Below are 23,555 nucleotides of genomic sequence, written 5' to 3' on the forward strand. Positions count from 1 at the left end.
ATCGGGCCGGCACCCGATCCCGTCGGACCGACGCCCACCCCCGTCGGGCCGGCCTCCGGCCCCACCGCCTCGGCACCCGCCCCCGTCCGGTCGGCATCCGCCCCCACCGCCCCGGCACCCGCCCCCGCCGCCGGGTCGGCCGGGGCGGCGGTCGCTGGCCCCGGAGGCCCGGCGTCGGTCCGGGAGACGGCGGGGCCGGGCGCGGCGGAGTACGGCACCGGGGCGCCGGGCGCGGTCGCGCCCGGAGCGGAACCGGGCCCCGCTGCCCCCGTCGCGCGCGCGGAGGTGGAGCCGACCGACGTGGGAACGGCGACGGACGCGCCGGCGGCGATCGGGCGGGTCTCGGTCCCACCCGTCCGCCCCCACTCGCCGGCCGCCGCGTCTGCCGGTCGGCGAGTGGGGGCGGACGGCGGCCCGCCCGCCGCGGATCCGCCCCCCGGGCCGGAACAGGCTCCCCGGACCCCGGAGGAGACCCCGGACGACGCGGGCGACGGTGTCTTCAAGGTGCGGCTCGCCAACTTCGAGGGGCCGTTCGACCTGCTCCTCCAGCTGATCTCCAAGCACAAGATGGACGTCACCGAGGTCGCGCTGTCGAAGGTGACCGACGAGTTCATGGCGCACATCCGGGCGATGGGGCCGGACTGGGACCTCGACCAGACCACCGAGTTCCTGGTGGTCGCGGCCACGCTGCTGGATCTGAAGGCGGCCCGGCTGCTGCCCGCCGCCGAGGTCGAGGACGAGGCCGACCTCGCGCTGCTCGAAGCCCGCGACCTGCTCTTCGCCCGCCTGCTCCAGTACCGCGCGTACAAGCAGATCGCGGACATCTTCAACCAGCGGCTGGAGGCCGAGGCCCGCCGCTACCCCCGTACCGTGGGTCTGGAGCCGCACCACGCCGAGCTGCTGCCCGAGGTCGTCATCAGCATCGGGCCGGAGGGCTTCGCCAAGCTGGCCGTCAAGGCGATGCAGCCGAGGCCCAAGCCGCAGGTGTACGTCGAGCACATCCACGCGCCCCTGGTCAGCGTGCAGGAGCAGGCCGGGATCGTCGTCGCGCGCCTGAAGGAGCTGGGCGAGGCCAGCTTCCGCGTGCTGGTCCGGGACACCGAGGACACCCTGACCGTCGTCGCCCGCTTCCTGGCCCTCCTGGAGCTCTACCGGGAGAAGGCCGTCGAGCTGGACCAGGAGACCGCCCTCGGCGACCTGCTGGTGCGCTGGACCGGCGGCGACGGTCAGACGCAGCCGGTGGTGACCGACGAGTTCGACCGGCCGCCCGAGGCACCGAAGGAGGAGCAGAAGGCGTGAGGGAACAGACCACCGAGGCGGCAGCCGCCACCGGGGCTCCGGACGGGCCGGACGGTGTCGCAGGACTCGACCTCAAGCCGGCCCTGGAGGCCGTCCTCATGGTCGTCGACGAGCCCGCGACCGAGGAGCAGCTGGCGAAGATACTGCAACGGCCCCGGCGGCGGATCGCGGACGCCCTGCGCGAGCTGGCCGACGAGTACGCCGTCCAGGGCCGGGGCTTCGAGCTGCGCCTGGTCGCGGGCGGCTGGCGTTTCTACAGCCGGCCCGAGTACGCCGCGGCCGTCGAGGGCTTCGTCCTGGACGGCCAGCACGCCCGCCTCACCCAGGCCGCCCTGGAGACCCTCGCCGTGGTCGCGTACCGCCAGCCGGTCAGCCGCAGCCGCGTCTCCGCGGTGCGCGGTGTGAACTGCGACGGCGTGATGCGCACCCTCCTTCAGCGGGGCCTGGTGGCGGAGGCGGGCACGGAACCCGAAACAGGTGCGATCCTGTACGTGACGACGAACTACTTCCTGGAGCGGATGGGCCTGCGCGGCCTGGACGAGCTCCCGGAGCTCGCGCCCTTCCTCCCGGAGGCCGAGGCGATCGAGGCCGACACACTGGAAGGGGTCCCGTCGTTCGATCCGGACGCCCCGGACACCGAGGGCGCACACGACAAGACGGAATTTTGATGCGAAGCAGCAGCGGCAGGAACAGCAGCGGAAACAACGGCGGGAGCCGTGGTGGCAACAGCGGCGGCCGCGGCGGGAGCAGCGGGGGCCGCGGCAACTACCGCGGCGCCGGCAACGACCGCGACGACAAGCAGGGCGGCCGCCCCAAGAAGCCGCGCCCGGAGGAGCGGCGCTACGACGTGGGGCCCGGCGCCACGAAGGACGGCCCCAAGGCGGGGCGCGGCGGCGCGGCCCGAGGCGGCGCCAAGGGCGGCCCGAAGCGGCCCCAGCAGCGCGGCCGCACCGCCCCGGCCACGTCCCGCGAGTACGAGACGCGGGCCGAGGAGCGCAACCGCGAGCGGTACGCGGGCAAGAAGGACGTCAAGCTGCCCAAGACCTTCCCGGGCGCCGAGCAGGAGGGCGAGCGGCTGCAAAAGGTCCTCGCGCGCGCGGGCTACGGCTCCCGGCGCGCCTGCGAGGAGCTGATCGAGCAGGCCCGGGTCGAGATCAACGGCGAGATCGTGCTGGAGCAGGGCCGCCGCGTCGACCCGGAGAAGGACGAGGTCAAGGTCGACGGCCTGACCGTGGCGACGCAGTCGTACCAGTTCTTCTCGCTGAACAAGCCCGCCGGTGTCGTCTCCACCATGGAGGACCCGGAGGGCCGCCAGTGCCTCGGTGACTACGTCACCAACCGCGAGACCCGGCTCTTCCACGTCGGACGGCTCGACACCGAGACCGAGGGCGTCATCCTGCTCACCAACCACGGCGAGCTGGCCCACCGCCTGACCCACCCGCGGTACGGCGTGAAGAAGACCTACCTCGCGCACATCGTCGGCCCGATCCCGCGCGACCTCGGCAAGCAGCTCAAGGACGGCATCCAGCTGGAGGACGGGTACGCGCGCGCGGACCACTTCCGGGTCGTCGAGCAGACCGGCAAGAACTACCTGGTCGAGGTCACCCTGCACGAGGGCCGCAAGCACATCGTCCGCCGGATGCTGGCGGAGGCGGGCTTCCCCGTCGACAAGCTGGTGCGCACCGCCTTCGGCCCGATCACGCTGGGCGACCAGAAGTCGGGCTGGCTGCGCCGCATGTCCAACACGGAGGTCGGGATGCTGATGCAGGAGGTCGACCTCTAGGCCGCGGTCCGGGCGGGCCCGCCCGGACGAGGCTTGTGCCGACCGGCCACCCCCTTTTATAGTCGTAGTGACTATTAAGGGGGTGGCCGGTCGTGCACGGCTACGACAAGCACGCTTACGAACCCTTCGCCGTCACCGTCGATCTCGCCGTCCTCACGCTCCGCGCGGGGGCGCTGCACGTGCTGCTGGTCGAACGGGGACAGGAGCCGTTTGCGGGCCGCTGGGCGCTGCCCGGCGGCTTCCTGCTGCCCGAGGAGTCGGCGGAGACGGCGGCCCGCCGGGAACTGGCCGAGGAGACCGGCCTGGCGGACGTGACGGGGCTGCATCTAGAGCAGCTGAGGACCTACAGCGAACCCGGCCGCGACCCCCGGATGCGGGTCGTGTCCGTGGCCTTCGCCGCGCTGCTGCCCGACCCACCCGAGCCGCACGGCGGCGGTGACGCGGCAACGGCCCGCTGGGTGCCGTACGACGAGGCCCGGGACCTGGCCTTCGACCACGACCGGATCCTGGCCGACGCCCGGGACCGGGTCGGCGCCAAGCTGGAGTACACCTGCCTGGCCACCGCCTTCTGCCCGGCCGAGTTCACCCTCGGCGAGCTGCACCGGGTCTACGAGACGGTGTGGGGCACGGCCCTGGACCGGCCCAACTTCCGCCGCAAGGTCCTCGCCACACCGGGTTTCGTCGAGGCGGTCCCCGGCGCCGCCCGCCTCACCGGCGGCCGCGGCAAACCCGCCGCCGTGTACCGCGCGGGCCCCGCCACCACCCTGCACCCGCCCCTGCTCCGCACCCCTCGGGAAGGACGCCCCGCATGACCACGACCACCGGCACCAAGCGCGCCGCCACCGGAGCGCTCACCGGACTCGCCCTCGGCGACGCGCTGGGCTTCCCGACCGAGTTCAACGACGTCCCGGCCATCCTCGCCAAGTGCGGCCCCTGGCGGGAGATGGCGCTGCCCCGGCCCGCGATCGTCACCGACGACACCCAGATGACACTGGCGCTGGGCAAGGGCCTGCGGACGGCCATGGACCGGGGGCTGCTCGGCCCCAAGCGCATGGAACGGCCGGTGCGCGAGGAGTTCGTCGACTGGTACCAGTCACCGGAGAACAACCGCGCGCCGGGCAACACCTGCCTCAAGGCCTGCAACCTCCTCAAGACCCCGGACCGCCCCTGGCAGGACGCCAGCCAGATCCACTCCAAGGGCTGCGGCGCCAACATGCGCGTCGCACCGGTCGGACTCGTCCCCGGCCTCAGCGACGAACAGCGCGCGGGCGCCGCCCAGTTGCAGTCCGCGCTCACCCACGGCCACCCCACCGCGCTCGCCGCCTCCGACCTCACCGCGCACGCCGTACGGCTGCTCGCCGAGGGCGCCGAACCGACCGGCCTGGTCGGGCTGCTGCGCTCGTACGCCTACGACAACCGCACCCGCTACCACGAGCGCTGGCTCGGGGACCTGTGGACCCGCGCCCAGGACCCGACGCCCGAGCACTTCATCGCGCGCGGCTGGGACGACTGCCTGGCGAGCCTCGACCGGCTCCAGGAGGCGGCGCGCACCGTCTCGCCCGAGACCGACCCCTGCCTGGCCGTCGGCGAGGGCTGGATCGCCGAGGAGGCCATGGCGGCCGGGCTGCTCTGCTTCCTGCTCTTCGTCGACGAGCCGCTCACCGCCCTGCGCCGCGGCGCCTGCACCTCCGGCGACTCCGACTCCATCGCCTGCCTCGCGGGCGCCTTTGCGGGCGCGCACCTGGGAGCCGACGCCTGGCCCACCGACTGGGCGGACCGCATCGAGTACCGGGGCGACCTGCTGGCCCTGGGAGCACTCTGGGACGCTTGAGCCCATGATCGACGCCCTCGACATCGACCTGGCGCCGGTGGTGGCCGAACAGCCCTTCCCGGTGCTGTTCGCCACCGTCTCCGGCGCCCACCTCTACGGCTTCCCCTCCCGCGACTCCGACGTGGACCTGCGCGGCGTGCACCTGCTGCCTGCCGCCGACCTGGTCGGGCTGCGCGAGCCGGAGGAGACCCGGTCGCGGATGTGGGACCGGGACGGTGTCGAGATGGACCTGGTCACGCACGACCTGCGCAAGTTCGTACGGCTGATGCTCCGCCGCAACGGCTATGTGCTGGAGCAGCTGCTCTCCCCGCTGGTCGTGCACACCACCGAGGCGCACCGGGAGCTGGCCGCCCTGGCGCCGGGGGTCCTCACCAGCCACCACGCCCACCACTACCGGGGGTTCGCGGGCACCCAGTGGCGGCTGTTCGAGAAGACCGGCCAGCTGAAGCCGCTCCTGTACACCTTCCGGGTGCTGCTCACCGGCATCCACCTGATGCGCACCGGAGAGGTGCAGCCCCACCTGCCCACCCTCCTCGGGGAGGTCGACGCCGCCCCGGACCACCTGACCGAGCTGATCGCCGCCAAGGCCGAGCGCGAGCACGGGGACGCGGGCGTCGACCACGCGCGCGTGCGGGCCGACGTGGAGCGGCTGCACACCGTGCTCGACGAGGCGCAGGCCGCGTCAGGCCTCCCCGACGCCCCGGCCGCGTACGACGCCCTGCACGACTTCGTCGTACGGGTCCGGCTGGAGCGCTGAGGCGCGGCGGGTGCGGATCAGGAAGTCCTCCACCCGGGGGCGGTCCGGCTCGTCGGGGAGGGGGCTGTGGCGGGCCGCCTCCTCGCCCTCCCGTGCCAGGCGGTTCATCCGCGCCTCCACCTCCCGCCAGGGCAGCTCGCCGCGCTTCACGGCGAGCAGCGACGCACGGGCCTCGCCGACGTCGATCGTGAGGGCGCCGGTGCGCAGCAGGTCACGGGCGCTGGTCAGAAGCCGCAGCAGGTGCATCGCGTGCTTCCAGCGCGGGGCGCCGTGGGTGCGTACGTCGGCGTCGAGCTTGCGGCGCTGGCCGTGGGCGTAGCGGGTGAACGTCTCGTAGGCCCGGCGGGAGAGGAACGCCCCGCGGAGGGAGAGGAGTTCGCGGCCGGTGTCGTCCAGCCGCTCCACCAGCGGGGAGTGCAGGCACTCCAGGATGTTCGGGTTCGCCCGCAGGGCCAGTTCGCAGAAGCGCTCCAGCTCCCAGCTGAACTGCTCCTCCCCGGGACCCTCCACGTGCGTCGGCGGCTTCTCGAAGCGCCAGTACAGCGCGGTCGGCGCGAGGAAGACGCCCCGGCGGTCCGTGTCGCTGTCCTCCGTCGCCAGACCGAAGGCGCGCGAGCCCATGACGCAGGAGTAGACGGTGTGGTCGCGGACCAGGGCCTCGGGGGTCTGGGGGTGCATGGCGGGAGCGTACGCGGGCGGCTCACGCCAGGCGGACCGAATTTCCCTCCACCGTGATCCGCTTCTCCGGCAGCGGCTTCGTGGCCGGGCCCCGCACCACCGAGCCGTCGGCCGCGGCGAACCTGCTGCCGTGGCAGGCGCAGTCGATGGTGCCGTCCCGCACGTCCGACACGATGCAGCCCTGGTGGGTGCAGACCGCCGAGAACGCCTTGAACTCGCCCTTCGCCGGCTGGGTCACCACGATCTTCTCCTCGGTGAGAACCTTGCCGCCCGCGATCGGGATGTCGCCCGTGGCCGCCAGTTCCCGCCCGGGCGAGACGGCCGAGGAGCCGCCGTCACCGCCCCCGTCGCCGCAGCCCGCGCAGAGCGCCGCCGCGCCCGCGCCCGTGCAGCGGAGGACCGTACGGCGGGTCGGGTTCTGGGTCATGTCGCAACTCCGGGGGAGGGGGGTCGGGCGGCGGGGCCAGCGTCTCAGGAGACGGGCGCCGCGGGCCGGTACGCGGCGGGCTGACTAGGCTGGACGGACCAAGAACCGATACATGCGTCAGCACTGTGAGCAAGGAGCATCGCCGTGGCGGTACGAGCGGTCCGGGGCGCCGTCCAACTGGAACGGGACGAGGCGGGGCACATGGACGAGCAGGTCGCGGCGCTGCTCACCACCCTCATGGAGCGCAACGGCCTGACGGTCGACGACCTGATCAGCCTGTGGTTCACCGCCACCCCCGATCTGCACAGCGACTTCCCGGCCGCCGCGGCCCGCGGGCTCGGCATCACCGACGTGCCGCTGATCTGCGCCCAGGAGCTGGACATCGAGGGCGCCATGCCCCGCGTGGTGCGTGTCCTCGCCCACATCGAGTCCGACCGGCCCCGCGCCGAGATCGCCCACGTCTACCTCGGCGCCGCCGCGGCCCTGCGCAAGGACATCGCCCAGTGAGAACCGCACTCGTCATCGGCACCGGCCTCATCGGCACCTCCGCCGCCCTCGCGCTGACCGACCGGGGCGTCACCGTCCACCTCGCCGACCACGACCCCGAGCAGGCCCGCACCGCCGCCGCGCTCGGCGCCGGCACCGACGCCGCCCCGGACGGCCCGGTCGACCTCGCGATCGTCGCCGCCCCGCCCGCCCTGGTGGCCGACGTCCTCGCCGACGCCATGGCCCGCGGCGCCGCCCGCGGCTACATCGACGTGGCCAGCGTCAAGGGCGGCCCCCGGCGGGAGCTGGAGGCGCGCGGCCTGGACCTGTCGGCGTACATCGGCACCCACCCCATGTCGGGCCGGGAGAAGTCCGGCCCGCTGGCCGCCACCGCCGACCTCTTCGAGGGCCGCCCGTGGGTGCTGACCCCGACCCGGGACACCGACACCGAGGTGCTGAACCTCGCCCTGGAGCTGGTCTCGCACTGCCGCGCGGTGCCCGTGGTGATGGACGCGGACGCCCACGACCGCGCCGTGGCCCTCGTCTCCCACATGCCCCACCTGGTCTCCAGCATGGTCGCCGCGCGCCTGGAGCACGCCGAGGAGGCCGCCGTACGGCTGTGCGGGCAGGGCATCCGCGACGTGACCCGGATCGCCGCCTCCGACCCCCGGATGTGGATCGACATCCTCGCCGCCAACCCGGGGCCGGTCGCCGACCTGCTCACCGACGTCGCCGCCGACCTGGAGGAGACGGTACGGGCCCTGCGCGCCCTTCAGTCCTCCGACGCGGACAAGCGCCGCGAGGGCGGCACCGGCATCGCCGAGGTGCTGCGGCGCGGCAACGCCGGGCAGGTCCGCGTCCCCGGCAAGCACGGCTCGGCCCCGCGGGCCTACGAGACGGTGGCCGTCCTCATCGACGACCAGCCCGGCCAGCTGGCCCGCATCTTCGCGGACGCGGGACGGGCCGGGGTCAACATCGAGGACGTACGGATCGAGCACGCGACCGGGCAGCAGGCGGGCCTGGTGCAGCTGATGGTGGAGCCGAAGGCCGCCGCCGTCCTCACGGCGGCCCTGAAGGAGCGGGGCTGGGCGATCCGCCAGTGATCACGGGGCGCCGGACGCCTGTCGGAGGGGTCGCCAAGGCCCGGTAACCTTGTGCGGGACGCGCTCGCGTCCCGCACACCACCCACCGCACCGCACCAGGAAGGTGTCCCCTCGTGGAAAACGGCGCCGCCCCGACCGTCCCGGCCGTGATTGTCGCCATCGACGGCCCCTCCGGCACGGGCAAGTCGAGCACGTCGAAGGCCGTTGCCGCCCAGCTCGGCCTGAGCTACCTGGACACCGGTGCCCAGTACCGGGCGATCACCTGGTGGATGGTCAGCAACGGCATCGACCCCGACGACCCGCACGCCGTGGCCGCCGCGGCCGGCAAGCCCGAGATCGTCTCCGGCACCGACCCGGCCGGTCCGACCATCACGGTCGACGGCGTGGACGTGGCGGGGCCGATCCGCACCCAGGAGGTCACCTCCAAGGTCAGCGCGGTCAGCGCCGTGCCGGAGGTCCGGGCCCGGATCACCGAGCTGCAGCGCTCCATCGCCGCCGCCGCGCCGCTCGGCATCGTCGTCGAGGGCCGCGACATCGGCACCACCGTGCTGCCGGACGCCGACCTCAAGATCTTCCTCACCGCCTCGGCCGAGGCCCGCGCCGCCCGCCGCAGCGGCGAACTGAAGGGCGCCGACGTCCACGCCACCCGCGAGGCCCTGATCAAGCGGGACGCGGCCGACTCCAGCCGCAAGACCTCCCCGCTGGCCAAGGCCGGCGACGCGGTCGAGGTGGACACCACCGCCCTCACCCTCCCGCAGGTCATCGAGTGCGTCGTCACCCTCGTCGAGGATAAGCGGGCGGGGAAGTGACCGCATCCTCCGCCGCGCCCGTCCCCTCCGAGAAGGGCGCCGAGGTCGGCCGGCGCATCGGCGTCGGCCTGATGTACGGCCTGTGGAAGCCGCGCGTGCTCGGCGCCTGGCGGGTGCCCGCCACCGGCCCGGTGATCTACGCCGTCAACCACGCGCACAACATCGACGGTCCGATGGTCATGGGCGTCGCGCCCCGGCCGACGCACTTCCTGATCAAGAAGGAGGCCTTCGTCGGCCCCCTCGGGCGGTTCCTGACCGGCATCGGCCAGCTCAAGGTGGACCGCCACTCCACCGACCGCGCGGCGATAGGGCAGGCGCTCGGCGTGCTGACGGACGGCGGCGTGCTCGGCATCTTCCCGGAGGGCACCCGGGGCGAGGGCGACTTCGCCTCACTGCGCGCCGGGCTCGCCTACTTCGCGGTGCGCAGCGGCGCGCCGATCGTCCCGGTCGCGGTGCTGGGAAGCACGGACCGCCCCGGACGGTTGATAAAGGCGCTGCCCCCGCTGCGCTCCCGCGTGGACGTCGTCTTCGGCGACCCCTTCGAGGCGGGCGACGGCAGCGGGCGGCGCACCCGCAAGGCCCTGGACGAGGCCACCGAACGCATCCAGAAGCAGCTCACCGCGCACCTGGAAAACGCCAGGCGCCTCACCGGGCGCTGAGTGACACTTGAGTAGTGGATCACCCGGTACAGGGGTGTTCCACCGATCACCACGATGAACGAGGTACGGACTTCATGAACGACCACATCCACCCCGAGGGCTCGGGCGAGGAGCACGACCACGGGGCGCTCGGCGACGCCGAGTACGCGCAGTTCATGGAGCTGGCCGCCGAAGAGGGCTTCGACGTCGAGGAGGTCGAGGGCGCCATCGAGGAGGCCGGGCACGGCCCGCTGCCCGTCCTCGCCGTCGTCGGCCGCCCCAACGTCGGCAAGTCGACCCTCGTGAACCGCATCATCGGCCGCCGCGAGGCCGTCGTCGAGGACAAGCCCGGCGTCACCCGCGACCGCGTCACCTACGAGGCCGAATGGGCCGGGCGCCGCTTCAAGGTCGTCGACACCGGCGGCTGGGAGCAGGACGTCCTCGGCATCGACGCCTCCGTGGCCGCCCAGGCCGAGTACGCCATCGAGGCCGCCGACGCGGTCGTCTTCGTCGTGGACGCCAAGGTCGGCGCCACCGACACCGACGAGGCGGTCGTCCGGCTGCTGCGCAAGGCCGGCAAGCCCGTCGTGCTGTGCGCCAACAAGGTCGACGGCCCCAGCGGCGAGGCCGACGCCTCCTACCTGTGGTCGCTGGGCCTGGGCGAGCCGCACCCGGTCTCCGCGCTGCACGGCCGCGGCACCGGCGACATGCTGGACCGGGTCCTGGAGGCCCTGCCCGAGGCCCCGGCGCAGACCTTCGGCACCGCCCTCGGCGGCCCGCGCCGCATCGCCCTGATCGGCCGCCCCAACGTCGGCAAGTCCTCGCTGCTGAACAAGGTCGCCGGCGAGGAGCGCGTCGTCGTCAACGAGCTGGCCGGCACCACCCGCGACCCGGTCGACGAGCTGATCGAGCTGGGCGGCGTCACCTGGAAGTTCGTCGACACGGCGGGCATCCGCAAGCGCGTCCACCTCCAGCAGGGCGCCGACTACTACGCCTCGCTGCGCACCGCCGCCGCCGTCGAGAAGGCGGAGGTCGCCGTCATCCTCATCGACGCCTCCGAGTCGATCTCGGTCCAGGACCAGCGGATCGTCACCATGGCCGTCGAGGCGGGCCGTGCCGTCGTCGTCGCCTACAACAAGTGGGACACCCTCGACGAGGAGCGCCGCTACTACCTGGAGCGGGAGATCGAGACGGAGCTGGGCCAGGTGGCGTGGGCGCCGCGGGTCAACGTCTCGGCGCAGACCGGCCGGCACATGGAGAAGCTCGTCCCGGCCATCGAGGCCGCCCTGGCGGGCTGGGAGACCCGGGTCCCGACGGGCCGGCTCAACGCCTTCCTCGGCGAGCTGGCCGCCGCCCACCCGCACCCCGTGCGGGGCGGCAAGCAGCCGCGGATCCTCTTCGGCACCCAGGCGGGCACCAAGCCCCCGCGGTTCGTGCTCTTCTCCTCCGGCTTCATCGAGGCGGGCTACCGGCGCTTCATCGAGCGCCGGGTGCGCGAGGAGTTCGGCTTCGAGGGCACACCGATCCACATCTCCGTGCGGGTGCGCGAGAAGCGCGGCGCGAAGAAGAAGTAGCACGCACGACTGAGGGGGAGGGCGCCCGGCCGGGCACCCTCCCCCTCAGTCGTACGGCAGTGGCCCGGCGGTCAGCTGCCGGACCGCGGGGCCGGTGGCAGCGCCGCCGGGACGTGGTGCGTGCCGCCGACGCGCTGCCACACCGACTGCTGGCCGACCCGGGCGCTCTGGGCCCCCGCGCTGTAGGCGCTGTAGCCGCCTCTGCCGCGCGGGATGCTCCTGAAGGCCGTGAATCCCAGCTCCTCCTCACCGCTGCGATCGCCCGGCAGCGATCGGAAGGACCTGACGTACTCGGCGTAGAGCGCGTCGTAGATCGGCGTGGCCGAGGGGCCGCCGTGGCGGTGGAAGGCGTCGTATGCGTACACGTATGTCCAAACGACCCCGCGCGGGAAGGGATGCGGCCCAGGCGGCGGCCGTCCGGCAGCCGCGTGAACCGGCTCAGGTTCCCGCCAGCGGCAGCGCCGCCGCGACCAGCTGTCCGTTCGCCGCCGCCTTGTCCAGCGCGTCCCGCAGCAGGTCCTCGCGCGGCTGCCGGCCGATCGACCCGACGGGCGCCGCGAACATCAGCACCTGCTGGTGCTTGTTGGCCGCCGTGCGCCAGCCCTCGGTGACCTGGAGCGGCTGGTGTGCCTGCCACCAGGCCACCGGCCTGCCGCCGTTCGTCCCCGGCTGGAGCACCGCGTGCAGCTGGCCCATCGCCAGCAGGACCGACCAGCCGTGCAGCACGGCCGGCGTCGACGCCAGCTCGGTGACCGGCATGAAGCCCTGCTCGATCAGCAGCGGCAGGAAGTCGTCGCCGGCGCCGGCCGTGCCGGGCCGGGCGATGGGCGCGGTCGGCTCCACCACGAGGGCCGGGTGCAGCTCCCCGGCGATCAGGATCAGCCCGCTGGTCACCCCGAGCACGGCCTGCTCGGGCGCGGCCTTCTCCGGGGCGGCGGGCTCGGAACGGGCCTGGTCGGCGCTGATGGACCGCACCGCGCCCTGGAGCTGCTCCTCGGTGACCTTGACGACCTGCGAGGGCAGGCAGCCCGCGTGGGCGAAGGCGAGCACAGCGGTCTCGTCCCCGATGAACAGGACGGTGCTGGTGCGCTCCTGCTCGCAGTCGCCCGGGGTGCGGCAGGACGTGCAGTCGTAGCTGCCCGGGGCGGACTCCCCGGCCAGCAGGCGGTCGGCTTCTTCGTCGCCGATCTCGGCGCGTACGTCGTCGCTGACGTCGAGCATGCGCGGCACGGGTTGCTCCCTCGGGATGCGGTGCGTGACCGGACCGGGGTGGCTCCCGGGCCGTGGTCCGGGCGGGTCCCCGGCTCATGCAAGGACAACGGGGGACCAGTGGCGGGAGTCACGCCCCATGGCCAACGGAATCGAACCATGCGCGGCACCCGAGCGCCCGGGAGCCGCGATCGTCGCTCCGTGCCCAAGTGGGCCGCACCGAAGGGGCGTTGGGTCGCGGTAACCGGGCGGGGCGACGTGCCCGGGAGTCGACAAATCATGAAATCAGCGAATGAACTGGGTGACCGGAAACAGCCGTCGTGGGGCGCTCCTCCCCGTCGTGACCACATCGCAATCGGACACGGACAACCAGAAGGCGGGGTTCCGGGTCTAACCGGACGACGAGACGCCCATCGGAGGAACCGCACCGCAATGACGCCGCCGGCCCCACCGGCCGCCCCGCTGCGCGCCGACTGTATCGGCGACTCCGCGGGCGGTCTGACCTTCGACGTCGCCGCGCGCAGAAACACCGGGGCGGCCCTGCTGGTCCTGCGCCGCCGCGTCACCGACGCCGTCGGCGCCGCCGACTCCGCCGCGGACACGGTCAGCCTGCCGCTGGCCCCGGCGGCGGAGGGCCGGCTGCGCGCCGCGCTGCCCAGCAGCGTGTCCCTGCCCGAGGGCCGCTGGGACGCCTACGCCCGGCTGTCCGACGGCCGGCCGCGACGCCTGGTGCCCGGCGTCACCGACCTGCGCTCCCTCGCCGAGCGCACCCCCAGCGGGCTGCTCGGCCACGTCGCCGTCCGTATCCCGTACGCCACCCGGCAGGGCAACCTCACCGTCCGCAGCTGGCTGCGCGCCCCGCACGCGGAAGCGGTGGAGCTGCGCCTGGCGAGCGGCGGACTGACCGTACGCGGGCGCGTCTACGGCACCCAGCTGGTGCCCGGGGCGGACGCCGAGCTGCGCGCCCGGCCCGACGACGGGGACGGCGGCCGGGGCGGCGGCGGGGTGCGCCGGCTGGAGATCGCCGCCGAGCGGACGGAGTTCGCCTTCACCGTGGCCTACGACGGCCTGGCGCCGGGCCTGTGGGACCTGTGGCTGCGGCCCGCCGGGGACGCCGGTCCGGTGGTGCGCCTCGCGCGACTGCTGGACGACGTGGCCGACAAGAACCCCGTCCTCACGTTTCCCCGCGCGCGGGTACGGACGCCCCACGGCCCCGTGGAGGCCGGGCCGTACTACACCCGGGACAACGACCTGTCGCTCGCCGTAGCCCCGCTGGAAGCCTGACCGCATGTCCGATGTTCGATTCGTGTAAGTGATCCGGGGCCGTTCCGCGGCGGCACACGCAAGTCCGTTCGGGAGTGTTCGGACGTGAAATGCGGGACGCCGCCGGGCCGTACCGAACGTCTTTTCCGTCCGCTTATTCGACGGAGTACCGCGACACGCGGGAATTCACCTGGGCCGCCTGTGGAACGCGTGCGAATCCGTCCGTCCGTGTGAACGAGTTTCAGCAAAACGCCCATCATGATCCTGTGACAGAAATGTGACCGTAGGTGCATCCGTGACCCGTGTTACGGACTCGGGCTTCCCCGGTCCCGGGGCAGGGCATAGCGTGGCGGCATGGCACCGATTCCGACACCCCCCGCCGAGCCCCACGACAGCCCGGACAGCTACGTCGGGCTCGATTCCGACGCGGCCGAGCGGCTGGCGCGGGAGCGGGGCTGGTCGACGGTGCGGTCCCTGGCACCCGGCACGGTCATCACCATGGAGTACCGCGTGGGCCGCCTCAACTTCGAGGTGAAGGACGGCCGCGTGTCCCGGGCCTGGAAGGGCTAGGGCGAGGGCTGGGGCGGCCCAGGACGGCGCAGGGGCGCGCTCAGCCGCCCGACAGGGGGCGTGCGGCCGAGGCCGCGTTGCGCGGGTGGCGGTCGGCGTGCGGCGGCCGGCGGCTGCCGGCCGGGGTCACCGGCGTACGGTCCGAGCGGGCCGTGTGCGGGCCCGGGGCCAGGTACACCGGAGTCCGGGCGGTGCGCGGCGTGGAGACCGGCTCGCGGGCCGGCGCCTCCGGCCGGGCGGAGCCCGCCGGGGCGACGGGCACGGGCCGGCCGACCGGCCGCTTCGTCGTCCGCGCGCGGCCGAGGCGGGCGAACCAGCGGTCGCGCAGCCCGAGGATCCAGGCCTCCGCACGGGTGATCAGCGGCTCGAACCAGGGGAGCGCCAGCAGGATCAGCAGCCCCGCCGCCCAGCCGAGGAGCACGTCGCTGAGCCAGTGCGTACCGAGGTAGACGGTGGACATGCCCACCCCGAGCGAGGTGACCGCGGACAGCGCGGACAGCCAGCGCCGGGCCCGGTGCGTCGAGGCCAGGTAGGCGAGGATGCCCCAGGTCACGACGGCGTTCGCGGTGTGACCGCTCGGAAATATATCGCCGCCGAGCCACATCTCGTTGGCGCCGATCGTGGTCGCGTAGTGCGGTCCCAGCCGGCCCATGCCGTACTTGGCGGCGCCGACGGTGACGTTCAGCAGGAGCAGGGAGACGCCGAGCGCCAGCAGCGGACGCAGGGTGTGCTGCCGCCAGGAGCGCCAGCCGAGCCAGGCCGCGACCATCACGGCGGTGGGACCGCGCTGGCCGAGCACCACGTAGTAGTCGACGAAGGCGTGGATCTCCGGCCACTGCTGGTAGGGCCTGAAGAACATGACCTGCCAGTCGAGCCGCACCAGCCACGAGGTGATCACTACGGCCCACACGATCGCGAGGTAGAACGCGAGGGTCCCGGCGAACAGCGCGAACCTGTGCCGGGACATCTCCGGCACGTCCAGGAGCTCCGGTCGTTCCGGCTCCCGGTCCAGTCTCGCGAACACCCGGTCCAGACGGGTGGGCTTCCGTTCGGTACGCACCCAATCGACGTTACAGCGAGTGAGGAGTGATCCCGGCCGAATCAACGGCTTTGTGATGACGATGTGATGTGGGATTCCTCTCAGGAGGTGCATTGTTTCCGGGTAATCCGCAATGCGGTCCCAGTGCGGACTTCAATTCCTTTGATCTGCCCGGCCGACGGTTTTATCGTGCTTATGAATTCGTTCACCGAATGCTGGCCCGGAATTGTCCCGGCGGCCATCGGGCGGCCCCCGGCGGGTCAGGGCGGGTCAGGGCGGGCCCGAGCCGTTCAGCCAGAAGGCCCCGTAGACCGCCGACGCCGCCGCGACGGCGCACACGACCACCGTCGCCCTGGGGGTACGCAGCCGGGCCAGGCCCAGGGCCAGGGGGAACAGCAGCGGGAACGCGGGCAGCAGCAGCCGGGGCTTGGAGCCGAAGTAGCTCGACGCGCACAGGGCGAGCAGCGTGACGAGCCCCGCGTAGACCAGCAGCGGCAACGGCTGGCGCTGCCGTACGCAGACCACGTACAGCCAGACCAGCAGCGCGACCCCGACGATCAGCCCGACGCCCGCCAAGGCCCCCGGGAACGACGTGAACCTCCCGGCGACGAAGCGGGCGAAGGCCACGCCCCCGTCGAAGCCGTTGCGCCAGCCGGCCTGCACGTCGAGATAGCCGAGCGGGCCCTTGCCGGTGCGGTGGCCGACCCACAGGACGTAACCGGCGGCGCCCAGGGGCGCGAGCAGCATGCCGAGCACGTGCCGCGCGCCGGGAGCGCCGTCCCGGTCACCGCCACTCCTGCTCCGCACGAACGCCGTGATCACGGCCACCCACACCGCCGCCGTCACCGCGAGCCCGACCGGACGGGTCAGCCCTGCCAGCGCGGCCAGCGTCCCGGCCGTCACCCAGCGCCCGGTCAGCACCGCGTACAGCGACCAGGCGGCCAGCGCCGTGAACAGGGACTCGCTGTACGCCATCGACTGCACGATCCCGACCGGCAGCACGGCCCACAGCAGCGCCGCGCACACGCCCGCGCGGGCGCCGTACACGTGGTCCGCCACCGCGAAGATCCCCCAGGCCGCGGCGAGCGAGGCGAGGAGGCTCACGACGAAGCCCGCGTCCGCGTACGACAGCGGGGAGATGGCCGCGCCCAGCCGCTCCAGCCAGGGCAGCAGCGGGAAGAACGCCAGGTTGGAGTGCACGTCCCCGTTGGGGAGCCGCACCTCGTAGCCGTACCCCAGCTCGGCGACCCTGGTGTACCAGAGGGAGTCCCAGCGGGCGGTCAGCAGGGTGTACGCGCTCTTGTCGCGTGCCGCGCTCCACAGGACCAGGGCGAGCAGGCCCAGGGCGCGCACGGCCGCGTAGCCGAGGAGCGCCGGGGCGGCCCGGCGCAGGGCGCCGGACGGACCCGAGGCGCCCGGGCGGCCCGCGGTGCGCGTTTCAAGATCGGTCACGGGCTCGATTATCTGCCGGGCGGGAGGGCCGCCGTTCCGCCGGGGCGGGCGGGACGGCGGCCGCAGTGGCGCACGCCACACGGGTGACGCGGGATGTGTGAGGCCCGCCACGTGTGCGGTGGCGGGTCTCGCGTACTCTGGCGAGTCACTCGCGTTCCGTTGCACGGCCCGGAGCCCCCCGCTCCTCTCCGGCCGAGCCGCAGGGGAGTCCCCACCCCGCGGCCCGCCGGACGCGAGGGAACATCTTGGAGGTACGTACATGTCCGGGACGACCACGGCTGCCGCCGCGCAGCGCCGTCGGGCGGCCGGGGCCGGTGCCAACCGCTGGGTGGTCCTGGTCGTCCTCTGCGTCAGCCTGCTGCTCGTCGCCGTGGACGCGACCGTGCTGCACGTGGCGGTCCCCGCCGTCACCGAGGACCTCCGGCCCGGCGCCATCGAGCTGCTCTGGATCGTCGACGTCTACCCGCTCGTCTGCGCCTCGCTGCTGATCCTCTTCGGCACGCTGGGCGACCGGGTGGGCCGCAGACGGGTCCTGCTGCTCGGCTACACCCTCTTCGGCGTCGCCTCCGCGCTGGCGGCCCTCGCCGACACCGCCCAGGTGCTGATCGCGGCCCGCGCGCTGCTCGGCGTCGGCGGCGCCATGATCATGCCGGCGACGCTGTCGATCCTGCGGCAGGTCTTCCCCGACCGGCGGGAGCGGGCGCTGGCCATCGGCATCTGGAGCGCCGTGGCCGCGGTCGGCGCGGCGGTCGGCCCGCTGCTCGGCGGCTTCCTGCTGGAGCACTTCTGGTGGGGCTCGGTCTTCCTCGTCAACATCCCGCTGATGCTGGTCAGCCTGCCGGTGGGGCGGCTGCTGCTGCCCGAGTCGAAGGGCGACGGCCGCGGGCCCTGGGACGTGGTCGGCGCGCTGATGGCGGCGGGCGGCCTGTTCGGGGTCGTCCTCGGCGTGAAGCGGCTGGGCGGCGGGGAGCCGGTGGCGAGCCTGCTCACCGTGCTGCCGCTGGTGCTGGGCGCGGCGCTGCTGGCGGGCTTCGTGCGGCGGCAGCGGCGGCGTACGTATCCGCTGGTGGACCTCGCGATGTTCCGGCGGCCGGCGTTCAGTACGTCGGTCGGGTGCATCGTGCTGGCCATGCTGGCGCTGGTGGGGCTCGAGCTGATCGCGGCGCAGTACCTGCAACTGGTGCTCGGTCTGTCCCCGCTGGAGACCGGGCTGCGGCTGCTGCCGCTGACCTTCGCGGCGATGGCGGCGGGGCTGGCGGGTGCGCGGCTGCTGCGGCGCTTCGGGCCGCGGCGGACGGTGTGCGCGGGGTTCTGCCTGACCGCCTTCGCGGTGGTGCTGCTGACGGCGATGGGCCGGGCCGACAACTGCGCGCTGCTGCTGACCGGGTTCGTGCTGCTCGGCTTCGGTCTGGAGACGACGCTGTTCGGGGCGTACGAGTCGATGCTGAGCGAGGCGCCGCAGGAGCAGTCGGGGGGTGCGGCGGCGATCGGCGAGACCTCGTACCAGCTGGGCGCCGGGATCGGCATCGCCCTGCTGGGCAGCGTGATGAACGCGGCGTACGCGCCCGGGCTGACCGGGGGTGTGCCGGGGGTGCCGGGGCCGGCGTCGGCGGCGGCGGGGCATTCGCTGGGGGAGGCGTACGAGGTTGCCGCGCAGCTCGGGGGGCCGGCGGGGGTGGCGTTGCGGCGGGCCGCGGGGGACGCGTTCGTGCACGGGCTGCATGTGACGTTGGTGGTGAGCGCGGGGTTGTTGCTGCTGGGGGCGGTGATGGCGCTGCGGTTGCCGCGGGTGATGCAGTGCGAGGAGGTTTCGGTGCCTGCGCCCCGGGGCTCGGTGGATGCGCAGTCCCGCGTCTCGGTGTGACCCCACGGCCTCCCACCCACGCACCACCCGTTCGCCGTCGGCCGAGGGGTGGATGTTTCCCGTGGGTGGCCGGGGAGCGTCGGCGGCTGCGGGCCGTCGTCGTTTGTCTCTCACCCACGTACCACCCGTTCGCCGTCGGCCGAGGGGTGGATGTTTCCCGTGGCGGTGGTCCGCCGTCGGCGGCCGCGGCTCGTGGGCCGGAGGGGGATCGCCCGGCCGGAGCATGGTGGACGTGTCGCGCGCCGCATCGTAACGTCGGCAACGACAGCCGTGACTAGCGGCGCTAGTTTTAAGAGTCCCGGAGGGTGTCCCATGGCCGCGTCCCCCAAGTTGCCCGCGTTCGACCCCGCCGATCCCCTCGGCATCGACGACCTGCTCGAGCCGGAGGACCTGGCGGTCCGGGACACCGTGCGGAGCTGGGCCGCGGACCGCGTGCTGCCGTACGTCGCGGACTGGTACGAGAAGGGTGAGCTGCCCGGGATCAGGGAGCTGGCGCGCGAGCTCGGCTCCATCGGCGCGCTCGGGATGTCCCTCGACGGGTACGGCTGCGCCGGTGCGAGCGCCGTCCAGTACGGGCTGGCCTGTCTGGAACTGGAGGCGGCCGACTCCGGCATCCGCTCCCTCGTCTCCGTGCAGGGCTCCCTCGCCATGTACGCCATCCACCGCTTCGGCAGCGAGGAGCAGAAGCAGACGTGGCTGCCGCGCATGGCCGCCGGCGAGGTCATCGGGTGCTTCGGGCTGACCGAGCCCGACCACGGGTCCGACCCGGCCGGCATGCGCACCCACGCCAAGCGCGACGGCGGCGGGGACTGGGTGCTCAACGGGCGCAAGATGTGGATCACCAACGGCTCGGTGGCCGGCGTCGCCGTGGTCTGGGCGCGGACCGAGGAGGGGATCCGCGGGTTCGTCGTGCCGACCGACAGCGCCGGGTTCTCCGCGCCCGAGATCAAGCACAAGTGGTCCCTGCGGGCCAGCGTCACCAGTGAACTCGTCCTCGACGACGTACGGCTGCCCGCCGACGCCGTACTGCCGGAGGTGACCGGGCTGCGCGGCCCGCTCAGCTGTCTGTCGCACGCCCGTTACGGCATCGTCTGGGGCTCGATGGGCGCGGCCCGCAGCTCCTTCGAGGCGGCCGTGGAGTACGCGAAGTCGCGGGAGCAGTTCGGGCGGCCCATCGGGGGGTTCCAGCTGACCCAGGCCAAGCTCGCCGACATGGCGGTCGAACTGCACAAGGGGATTCTGCTCGCCCACCACCTCGGGCGGCGCATGGACGCCGGCCGCCTGCGTCCCGAGCAGGTCAGCTTCGGCAAGCTCAACAACGTCCGCGAGGCCATCGACATCTGCCGTACGGCCCGCACGATCCTCGGCGCCAACGGGATCTCCCTGGAGTACCCCGTGATGCGGCACGCGACGAACCTGGAATCGGTGCTCACCTACGAGGGCACCGTCGAGATGCACCAGCTGGTGCTGGGCAAGGCGCTCACCGGACTCGACGCCTTCCGGTAGGAGGCCCGGGGGTGGGGCGGGGCCGTGGTGTGCGGCCCCGCCTCAGCTCTGGTTGAAGAAACCGTCGGAACGGTGCGCGGCGGGCTCGCCGCTGATGACCTGGGTGTCGGCCGGGCTCAGCAGGAACACCCGGGTGGAGACCCGCTCGATCGAACCGCGCAGGCCGAAGATGAGTCCGGCCGCGAAGTCGACGACGCGCTTGGCGTCGGTGCCCTCCATGGCCGTCAGGTTCACGATGACCGGGACCCCGTCCCGGAACAGCTCACCGATGGCCCGTGCGTCCCGGAAGCTGTCCGGCGTGACCGTCGCGATGCGGCGGCCCTTCTCCTCGGCCACGTCCGAGGCCACCTTGACCCGCGGGTCCGTGACCCAGGCGTCCCCGGGCTGCTCGGTGCCCTCGGAGTAGTCGTCGTCGTAGTAACGCTCGTCATCGTTGTCGTCGACGAGGCCGAGCCACGCACTCGCCTTGCGTACCGATCCCATGGACGCCTCCTCTCACAGCGGTCTTTCGTGCTTCCGCATCCCTATGGTCATCCATGATGCGGACGTCGCGCCAAGTGGATAGACGCCGCGCGGGGGGTTTGTGACGGTACTGGTGCACAGCGGATCCGTCGAGAGTCCTTGTGTCCCAAGGGTCGTTTCCCAAACGGCTGCTGACTGTGAGTGAAATATGATTCTTCACGGCACACGGGTGAGAGCGGGTGCGTACGGGTGATGCCGGCGGTCGGTACGATGCCGCAGCTCAGCGTCGTACCAACCACGGGGGAGCGTCGTGTTCGGAATCGTCAGGCCGTGCAGGCACCGGCTCGGAGAGAGCCTCACGAGCCAGTGGATGGCTCATTTGTGCGGGTTGTGCCTCGCGCTGCGCAAGGACCACGGACAGTTCGCGCGGATCGTGACGAACTATGACGGGCTGCTCATATCGGTTTTGACGGAGGCTCAGGCCGGACAGGGCGGTGCGGGCGCCGGGCGGCGCACCGCCGGGCCCTGCCCGCTGCGCGGGATGCGCACCGCGTCCGTCGCGCACGGTGAGGGGGCCCGGCTCGCGGCGGCCGTCTCCCTGGTGCTGGCCTCGGCCAAGGTACGCGACCACGTCGCCGACGGGGACGGCCTGCTGGCCCGCCGCCCCGTGGCGCTCGCCGCCCGCCGGATCGCCACCGGCTGGGACGCGGCCGGAGCGCGCGGCGGCGGTGCCGTCGGCTTCGACACCGCCGTACTGGTCGACGCCGTGGACCGGCAGGGCGGCATCGAGGCGCTCGCCGGGCCCGGAACGCCGCTGCTCACCGTCACCGAACCGACCGAGACGGCGACCGCCGCCGCCTTCGCGCACACCGCGCACCTCGCCGGGCGGCCGTACAACGCCGTGCCGCTCGCCGAGGCCGGACGGCTCTTCGGCCGGCTCGCCCATCTCCTGGACGCCGTGGAGGACCGGGAGGCGGACGCCGCCACCGGCGCCTGGAACCCGCTCACCGCCACCGGGACGCCGCTCACTGAGGCCCGGCGGCTCGCGGACGACGCCGTGCACGGGGTGCGGCTGGCCCTGCGGGAGGCCGAGTTCACCGACGGGCGGCTGGTGCACCGGCTGCTCGTGCACGAGCTGGGCGCCTCCGTGGACCGCGCGTTCGGCACGGTCGCGTGCGCCCACGGCAACCATCCGTACGCCCCTCCCGGCACCCCGGGCGCCCCCGGCGGTCCCGGTGGGCCGACGCCCCCGGAGCCGCCCCGCCGCGACCGGCGCGGGCTGCTCGCGGGCTGCGCCGTGTGGCTCGGGCTGGCCTGCACGTGCCAGATGTGCTGCGGCACGTTCGAGGACCCCTGGAGCGGGCAGCGCAGGGAAAGCCTCTGCTCCCAGTGCGACTGCGGCAACTGCTGCGACTGCTGTGACTGCTGCGGCAACTGCTGCGGGGACGACGGGTGCGACTGCGGCTGCGACGGCTGCGACTGCGGGTGCAACTGCTGAGGCGCCGTCAGTCCTTCGGCGGGGGCTGTCCGTCCGGCAGGCCGTGATCGGCGCGGGGGCGCCGCCGGCGGGGCATCCGGGCATCCGGGCGGGTAACTTCCGGACATCTCCGGGGGCTTGCCGCGGGCCGTCCGCGCCGACCGCTTCGTGCGGCCCTGCGGGGAGTGGGTAAAGGTCGTTCAAAGGTTGACGGCCGAAAGGCACTCTTGCGCCGACCGGTCGTTCGGCCGAATACTCCAACCTCAGCGCTTGTCAGGGGCACGACGTATCCGGAACCCGGAGGTCCACCCCTGGCTGCGCCTCACGGGCCCCCACCCCCACGAGAGGGGCCCCCGACTTCCCCTGTGGAGGAACGAAAAGTGAGGATCAAGCGCACCACCCCCCGCAGCGGCATCACGAGACGGACTCGGCTGATCGCCGTATCCACCGGCCTCGTGGCCGCGGCCGCCGTCGCGATCCCCAGCGCGAACGCGGCACCCACCCCGGCCACCTTCAGCGCCGCCGAGCTGAGCAGTGCCGGCAGCGCGGTGCTCAAGGCCGACGTCCCGGGTACCGCCTGGGCCGTCGACAGCAAGTCCGGCCGGGTGCTGCTCACCGTCGACAGCACCGTCTCCCAGGCCGAGATAGCGAAGATCAAGGAGCAGGCCGGCGACAAGGCCGGTGCCTTCACGATCAAGCGCACCCCCGGCACGTTCAACAAGCTCATCCAGGGCGGCGACGCCATCTACGCGAGCAGCTGGCGCTGCTCCCTCGGCTTCAACGTCCGTGCCAGCAACGGCGCCGAGTACTTCCTGACCGCCGGACACTGCACCGACGGCGCGGGCGCCTGGCGCGCCAGCTCCGGAGGCACCGTCATCGGCCAGACGGCGGGCTCCAGCTTCCCGGGCAACGACTACGGCATCGTGCAGTACACCGGGTCCGTCTCCCGGCCCGGCACCGCCAACGGCGTGGACATCACCCGCGCGGCCACCCCGAGCGTGGGCACCACCGTCATCCGCGACGGCTCCACCACCGGCACCCACAGCGGCCGGGTCACCGCCCTGAACGCCACCGTCAACTACGGCGGCGGCGACGTCGTCGGCGGGCTGATCCAGACCACGGTCTGCGCCGAGCCCGGCGACTCCGGCGGCTCGCTCTACGGCAGCAACGGCACCGCGTACGGTCTGACCTCCGGCGGCAGCGGCAACTGCTCCTCCGGCGGTACGACGTTCTTCCAGCCGGTGACGGAGGCCCTGAGCGCCTACGGCGTCAGCGTCTACTAGTCGGCCGGTCCGCCAGTACGGGAGTAGGTCCGTACGGCGAGTAGG

24 protein-coding genes are annotated in these 23,555 nt (G+C 73.3%); 17 read left to right on the forward strand and 7 right to left on the reverse strand.

Annotated features, from left to right (window positions below; translation table 11 throughout):
* The 6 genes from B9W62_RS30290 (at nucleotide 1) to B9W62_RS30315 (ending at nucleotide 5,670) form a co-directional block, all read left to right on the forward strand.
* A complete protein-coding gene (locus B9W62_RS30290) occupies nucleotides 1-1,299 on the forward strand; it encodes a segregation and condensation protein A (RefSeq protein WP_256976631.1) in 1,299 nt (432 codons plus the stop codon).
* Nucleotides 1,296-1,967, forward strand: a complete 672-nt coding sequence (scpB, locus tag B9W62_RS30295; protein WP_087810125.1) for an SMC-Scp complex subunit ScpB — start codon at nucleotides 1,296-1,298, stop codon at nucleotides 1,965-1,967. Before B9W62_RS30290 ends, scpB begins: the two co-directional genes overlap by 4 nt.
* Nucleotides 1,967-3,082: a pseudouridine synthase gene (locus tag B9W62_RS30300; protein ID WP_087810126.1), complete on the forward strand. Its 1,116-nt coding sequence runs from the start codon at nucleotides 1,967-1,969 to the stop codon at nucleotides 3,080-3,082. The genes scpB and B9W62_RS30300 overlap by 1 nt, the downstream gene beginning before the upstream one ends.
* A gap of 92 nt (nucleotides 3,083-3,174) precedes the next feature.
* Nucleotides 3,175-3,894, forward strand: a complete 720-nt coding sequence (locus B9W62_RS30305; RefSeq protein WP_087810127.1) for an NUDIX hydrolase — start codon at nucleotides 3,175-3,177, stop codon at nucleotides 3,892-3,894.
* Nucleotides 3,891-4,913, forward strand: coding sequence for an ADP-ribosylglycohydrolase family protein (locus B9W62_RS30310; RefSeq protein WP_087810128.1), 1,023 nt, complete (start codon nucleotides 3,891-3,893; stop codon nucleotides 4,911-4,913). Before B9W62_RS30305 ends, B9W62_RS30310 begins: the two co-directional genes overlap by 4 nt.
* A gap of 4 nt (nucleotides 4,914-4,917) precedes the next feature.
* Nucleotides 4,918-5,670: a nucleotidyltransferase domain-containing protein gene (locus B9W62_RS30315; protein WP_087810129.1), complete on the forward strand. Its 753-nt coding sequence runs from the start codon at nucleotides 4,918-4,920 to the stop codon at nucleotides 5,668-5,670.
* Here B9W62_RS30315 and B9W62_RS30320 read toward each other — a convergent pair.
* Nucleotides 5,596-6,348, reverse strand: coding sequence for a nucleotidyltransferase domain-containing protein (locus tag B9W62_RS30320; RefSeq protein ID WP_087810130.1), 753 nt, complete (start codon nucleotides 6,346-6,348; stop codon nucleotides 5,596-5,598). The two genes, B9W62_RS30315 and B9W62_RS30320, sit on opposite strands and share 75 nt — an antisense overlap.
* A gap of 22 nt (nucleotides 6,349-6,370) precedes the next feature.
* Nucleotides 6,371-6,775: a Rieske (2Fe-2S) protein gene (locus B9W62_RS30325; RefSeq protein WP_087810131.1), complete on the reverse strand. Its 405-nt coding sequence runs from the start codon at nucleotides 6,773-6,775 to the stop codon at nucleotides 6,371-6,373.
* Between the two features lie 144 nt (nucleotides 6,776-6,919).
* On the opposite strand from B9W62_RS30325, the gene aroH reads away from it, so the two are divergent.
* From aroH to der, 5 genes are all read left to right on the forward strand, one after another.
* On the forward strand, nucleotides 6,920-7,282 hold the full coding sequence (aroH, locus tag B9W62_RS30330) for a chorismate mutase (RefSeq protein WP_087810132.1): 363 nt from the start codon (nucleotides 6,920-6,922) through the stop codon (nucleotides 7,280-7,282).
* On the forward strand, nucleotides 7,279-8,364 hold the full coding sequence (locus B9W62_RS30335; RefSeq protein WP_087810133.1) for a prephenate dehydrogenase: 1,086 nt from the start codon (nucleotides 7,279-7,281) through the stop codon (nucleotides 8,362-8,364). Before aroH ends, B9W62_RS30335 begins: the two co-directional genes overlap by 4 nt.
* Before the next feature lie 113 nt (nucleotides 8,365-8,477).
* Complete coding sequence (cmk, locus tag B9W62_RS30340) at nucleotides 8,478-9,173, forward strand: (d)CMP kinase (protein ID WP_087810134.1); 696 nt, start codon at nucleotides 8,478-8,480, stop codon at nucleotides 9,171-9,173.
* Nucleotides 9,170-9,832 (forward strand): lysophospholipid acyltransferase family protein, encoded by a 663-nt coding sequence (locus B9W62_RS30345; RefSeq protein ID WP_087810135.1) that lies wholly within the window; start codon nucleotides 9,170-9,172, stop codon nucleotides 9,830-9,832. Before cmk ends, B9W62_RS30345 begins: the two co-directional genes overlap by 4 nt.
* A 74-nt stretch (nucleotides 9,833-9,906) precedes the next feature.
* Nucleotides 9,907-11,385, forward strand: a complete 1,479-nt coding sequence (gene der, locus B9W62_RS30350; RefSeq protein WP_087810136.1) for a ribosome biogenesis GTPase Der — start codon at nucleotides 9,907-9,909, stop codon at nucleotides 11,383-11,385.
* 71 nt (nucleotides 11,386-11,456) lie between these two features.
* On the opposite strand, the gene B9W62_RS30355 is transcribed toward der, so the two are convergent.
* Nucleotides 11,457-11,750, reverse strand: a complete 294-nt coding sequence (locus B9W62_RS30355) for a hypothetical protein (protein ID WP_030868139.1) — start codon at nucleotides 11,748-11,750, stop codon at nucleotides 11,457-11,459.
* Nucleotides 11,751-11,823: 73 nt separating this feature from the next.
* Complete coding sequence (locus B9W62_RS30360; protein WP_087810137.1) at nucleotides 11,824-12,615, reverse strand: hypothetical protein; 792 nt, start codon at nucleotides 12,613-12,615, stop codon at nucleotides 11,824-11,826.
* Nucleotides 12,616-13,026: 411 nt separating this feature from the next.
* On the opposite strand from B9W62_RS30360, the gene B9W62_RS30365 reads away from it, so the two are divergent.
* Nucleotides 13,027-13,878, forward strand: coding sequence for a hypothetical protein (locus B9W62_RS30365; RefSeq protein WP_087810138.1), 852 nt, complete (start codon nucleotides 13,027-13,029; stop codon nucleotides 13,876-13,878).
* A 333-nt stretch (nucleotides 13,879-14,211) separates the two neighbouring features.
* Entirely contained in the window at nucleotides 14,212-14,427 is a 216-nt protein-coding gene (locus tag B9W62_RS30370) for an I78 family peptidase inhibitor (protein ID WP_087810139.1), read from the forward strand.
* A gap of 40 nt (nucleotides 14,428-14,467) precedes the next feature.
* Here the strand turns inward: B9W62_RS30370 and B9W62_RS30375 are convergent, their stop codons facing one another.
* Together B9W62_RS30375 and B9W62_RS30380 are read right to left on the reverse strand one after the other, a co-directional pair.
* Nucleotides 14,468-15,487, reverse strand: coding sequence for a phosphatase PAP2 family protein (locus B9W62_RS30375; RefSeq protein WP_087810140.1), 1,020 nt, complete (start codon nucleotides 15,485-15,487; stop codon nucleotides 14,468-14,470).
* A 249-nt stretch (nucleotides 15,488-15,736) separates the two neighbouring features.
* Nucleotides 15,737-16,918 carry a mannosyltransferase family protein gene (locus B9W62_RS30380; protein WP_087810141.1) on the reverse strand — a complete coding sequence of 394 codons (1,182 nt, stop codon included), beginning with the start codon at nucleotides 16,916-16,918 and terminating at the stop codon, nucleotides 15,737-15,739.
* 259 nt (nucleotides 16,919-17,177) lie between these two features.
* Here B9W62_RS30380 and B9W62_RS30385 point away from each other — a divergent pair, with 259 nt between their 5' ends.
* Nucleotides 17,178-18,782 carry an MFS transporter gene (locus B9W62_RS30385; RefSeq protein ID WP_087810142.1) on the forward strand — a complete coding sequence of 535 codons (1,605 nt, stop codon included), beginning with the start codon at nucleotides 17,178-17,180 and terminating at the stop codon, nucleotides 18,780-18,782.
* Nucleotides 18,783-19,094: 312 nt separating this feature from the next.
* On the forward strand, nucleotides 19,095-20,288 hold the full coding sequence (locus B9W62_RS30390) for an acyl-CoA dehydrogenase family protein (protein ID WP_087810143.1): 1,194 nt from the start codon (nucleotides 19,095-19,097) through the stop codon (nucleotides 20,286-20,288).
* 42 nt (nucleotides 20,289-20,330) lie between these two features.
* Here the strand turns inward: B9W62_RS30390 and B9W62_RS30395 are convergent, their stop codons facing one another.
* On the reverse strand, nucleotides 20,331-20,771 hold the full coding sequence (locus tag B9W62_RS30395) for a cell division protein SepF (protein ID WP_007447969.1): 441 nt from the start codon (nucleotides 20,769-20,771) through the stop codon (nucleotides 20,331-20,333).
* Nucleotides 20,772-21,060: 289 nt separating this feature from the next.
* Here B9W62_RS30395 and B9W62_RS30400 point away from each other — a divergent pair, with 289 nt between their 5' ends.
* Together B9W62_RS30400 and B9W62_RS30405 are read left to right on the forward strand one after the other, a co-directional pair.
* Nucleotides 21,061-22,248: a DUF5685 family protein gene (locus B9W62_RS30400; protein WP_179235749.1), complete on the forward strand. Its 1,188-nt coding sequence runs from the start codon at nucleotides 21,061-21,063 to the stop codon at nucleotides 22,246-22,248.
* 359 nt (nucleotides 22,249-22,607) lie between these two features.
* Complete coding sequence (locus B9W62_RS30405; protein WP_087810145.1) at nucleotides 22,608-23,510, forward strand: S1 family peptidase; 903 nt, start codon at nucleotides 22,608-22,610, stop codon at nucleotides 23,508-23,510.
* The last annotated feature ends 45 nt before the right edge of the window (nucleotides 23,511-23,555 follow it).

This window comes from Streptomyces sp. CS113, assembly GCF_002188365.1.
GTDB lineage: Bacteria > Actinomycetota > Actinomycetes > Streptomycetales > Streptomycetaceae > Streptomyces > Streptomyces tendae.

Bases quoted from the DNA above. Each gene is read 5' to 3' on its own strand.
- B9W62_RS30315 (WP_087810129.1), top strand. From the start codon at position 4,918: ATGATCGACGCCCTCGACATCGACCTGGCGCCGGTGGTGGCCGAACAG.
- der (WP_087810136.1), top strand. From the start codon at position 9,907: ATGAACGACCACATCCACCCCGAGGGCTCGGGCGAGGAGCACGACCAC.
- B9W62_RS30385 (WP_087810142.1), top strand. From the start codon at position 17,178: ATGTCCGGGACGACCACGGCTGCCGCCGCGCAGCGCCGTCGGGCGGCC.
- B9W62_RS30300 (WP_087810126.1), top strand. From the start codon at position 1,967: ATGCGAAGCAGCAGCGGCAGGAACAGCAGCGGAAACAACGGCGGGAGC.
- B9W62_RS30390 (WP_087810143.1), top strand. From the start codon at position 19,095: ATGGCCGCGTCCCCCAAGTTGCCCGCGTTCGACCCCGCCGATCCCCTC.
- B9W62_RS30325 (WP_087810131.1), bottom strand. From the start codon at position 6,775: ATGACCCAGAACCCGACCCGCCGTACGGTCCTCCGCTGCACGGGCGCG.
- B9W62_RS30320 (WP_087810130.1), bottom strand. From the start codon at position 6,348: ATGCACCCCCAGACCCCCGAGGCCCTGGTCCGCGACCACACCGTCTAC.
- B9W62_RS30395 (WP_007447969.1), bottom strand. From the start codon at position 20,771: ATGGGATCGGTACGCAAGGCGAGTGCGTGGCTCGGCCTCGTCGACGAC.
- B9W62_RS30370 (WP_087810139.1), top strand. From the start codon at position 14,212: ATGGCACCGATTCCGACACCCCCCGCCGAGCCCCACGACAGCCCGGAC.
- B9W62_RS30365 (WP_087810138.1), top strand. From the start codon at position 13,027: ATGACGCCGCCGGCCCCACCGGCCGCCCCGCTGCGCGCCGACTGTATC.
- B9W62_RS30310 (WP_087810128.1), top strand. From the start codon at position 3,891: ATGACCACGACCACCGGCACCAAGCGCGCCGCCACCGGAGCGCTCACC.